Annotated in this window: 1 tRNA gene and 2 rRNA genes (1 of these 3 cut by a window edge); all 3 read right to left on the bottom strand. The window is 50.8% G+C overall.

The features are described from left to right. A 23S ribosomal RNA gene (locus tag ECA01S_RS13545) occupies positions 1–538 on the bottom strand (it extends 2373 nt beyond the left edge of the window). A gap of 169 nt (positions 539–707) precedes the next feature. Beyond that, positions 708–780 (bottom strand) — tRNA-Ala (locus ECA01S_RS13540). 72 nt (positions 781–852) lie between these two features. Further along, positions 853–2413: ribosomal RNA gene (locus ECA01S_RS13535) — 16S ribosomal RNA — on the bottom strand. Together the 16S and 23S rRNA genes with 1 tRNA gene alongside form the textbook arrangement of a ribosomal RNA operon. Positions 2414–2500 lie beyond the last annotated feature (87 nt).

Genomic DNA, 2500 nt, shown 5'->3' with positions numbered 1-2500 from the left:
CACTCCCCTTCCGGGGTGCTTTTCACCTTTCCCTCACGGTACTGGTTCACTATCGGTCACTAGGGAGTATTTAGCCTTGGGAGATGGTCCTCCCGGATTCCGACGGAATTTCTCGTGTTCCGCCGTACTCAGGATCCTCCTAGGTGTGATCAGAATTTCGTCTACGGGGCTTTTACCCTCTTCGGCTGACTTTTCCAAGTCATTCGGCTATCCTCATCAACTACCATATTGGAGTCCTACAACCCCAACGAGCAAGCTCGTTGGTTTGGGCTTTTCCCGTTTCGCTCGCCGCTACTCAGGGAATCGAATTTTCTTTCTCTTCCTGCAGGTACTTAGATGTTTCAGTTCTCTGCGTCTACCTCTAATCAGCTATGTATTCACTGAAAAGTAACATCCTATAAAAGATGCTGGGTTCCCCCATTCGGAAATCTCTGGATCATAGCTTACTTACAGCTCCCCAAAGCATATCGGTGTTAGTCCCGTCCTTCATCGGCTCCTAGTGCCAAGGCATCCACCGTGCGCCCTTACTAACTTAACCTTATCAACCTTACGGTTGGGTTTCGATGCGTTTCTCTAGCGATAGAGGCGTCATCGAGTAAGCAATTGAACTATTAAAAAACTCAATTCAACGCGGTGTTCTCGGTTTTGTGTTGATTACTTCAATATCCAGTTTTCAATGAACAAAGATTTGACAACTTCGTTGTCAATGGAGCCTAGCGGGATCGAACCGCTGACCTCCTGCGTGCAAAGCAGGCGCTCTCCCAGCTGAGCTAAGGCCCCATGATGCAATTGAGAGTAAACCTCTCAAAACTGAACAAAGTGACGAATGTGTAGTCTCCGTAATTTCCTTAGAAAGGAGGTGATCCAGCCGCACCTTCCGATACGGCTACCTTGTTACGACTTCACCCCAATCATCTATCCCACCTTAGGCGGCTGGCTCCATAAAGGTTACCTCACCGACTTCGGGTGTTACAAACTCTCGTGGTGTGACGGGCGGTGTGTACAAGGCCCGGGAACGTATTCACCGCGGCGTGCTGATCCGCGATTACTAGCGATTCCGGCTTCATGTAGGCGAGTTGCAGCCTACAATCCGAACTGAGAGAAGCTTTAAGAGATTAGCTTAGCCTCGCGACTTCGCAACTCGTTGTACTTCCCATTGTAGCACGTGTGTAGCCCAGGTCATAAGGGGCATGATGATTTGACGTCATCCCCACCTTCCTCCGGTTTGTCACCGGCAGTCTCGCTAGAGTGCCCAACTAAATGATGGCAACTAACAATAAGGGTTGCGCTCGTTGCGGGACTTAACCCAACATCTCACGACACGAGCTGACGACAACCATGCACCACCTGTCACTTTGCCCCCGAAGGGGAAGCTCTATCTCTAGAGTGGTCAAAGGATGTCAAGACCTGGTAAGGTTCTTCGCGTTGCTTCGAATTAAACCACATGCTCCACCGCTTGTGCGGGCCCCCGTCAATTCCTTTGAGTTTCAACCTTGCGGTCGTACTCCCCAGGCGGAGTGCTTAATGCGTTTGCTGCAGCACTGAAGGGCGGAAACCCTCCAACACTTAGCACTCATCGTTTACGGCGTGGACTACCAGGGTATCTAATCCTGTTTGCTCCCCACGCTTTCGAGCCTCAGCGTCAGTTACAGACCAGAGAGCCGCCTTCGCCACTGGTGTTCCTCCATATATCTACGCATTTCACCGCTACACATGGAATTCCACTCTCCTCTTCTGCACTCAAGTCTCCCAGTTTCCAATGACCCTCCCCGGTTGAGCCGGGGGCTTTCACATCAGACTTAAGAAACCGCCTGCGCTCGCTTTACGCCCAATAAATCCGGACAACGCTTGCCACCTACGTATTACCGCGGCTGCTGGCACGTAGTTAGCCGTGGCTTTCTGGTTAGATACCGTCAAGGAGTGAACAGTTACTCTCACTCTTGTTCTTCTCTAACAACAGAGTTTTACGATCCGAAAACCTTCTTCACTCACGCGGCGTTGCTCGGTCAGACTTTCGTCCATTGCCGAAGATTCCCTACTGCTGCCTCCCGTAGGAGTCTGGGCCGTGTCTCAGTCCCAGTGTGGCCGATCACCCTCTCAGGTCGGCTATGCATCGTGGCCTTGGTGAGCCGTTACCTCACCAACTAGCTAATGCACCGCGGGTCCATCCATCAGCGACACCCGAAAGCGCCTTTCAAATCAACACCATGCGGTGTCGATTGTTATACGGTATTAGCACCTGTTTCCAAGTGTTATCCCCTTCTGATGGGCAGGTTACCCACGTGTTACTCACCCGTTCGCCACTCCTCTTTTTCCGGTGGAGCAAGCTCCGGTGGAAAAAGAAGCGTTCGACTTGCATGTATTAGGCACGCCGCCAGCGTTCGTCCTGAGCCAGGATCAAACTCTCATAAAAAGTGTTTGAACAGTCATAGACTGTTAAGCTCAAATTGAATTGATTCGCTAGCATATTGCTTCGCTTTTTTAAATGTTTGTGTTCTTC

It is taken from the genome of Enterococcus canis NBRC 100695 (genome assembly GCF_001544375.1).
Lineage (GTDB): Bacteria > Bacillota > Bacilli > Lactobacillales > Enterococcaceae > Enterococcus_H > Enterococcus_H canis.
Note: the sequence above shows the minus strand (reverse complement) of the source record. Positions and strands in the feature narration are given on the sequence as shown.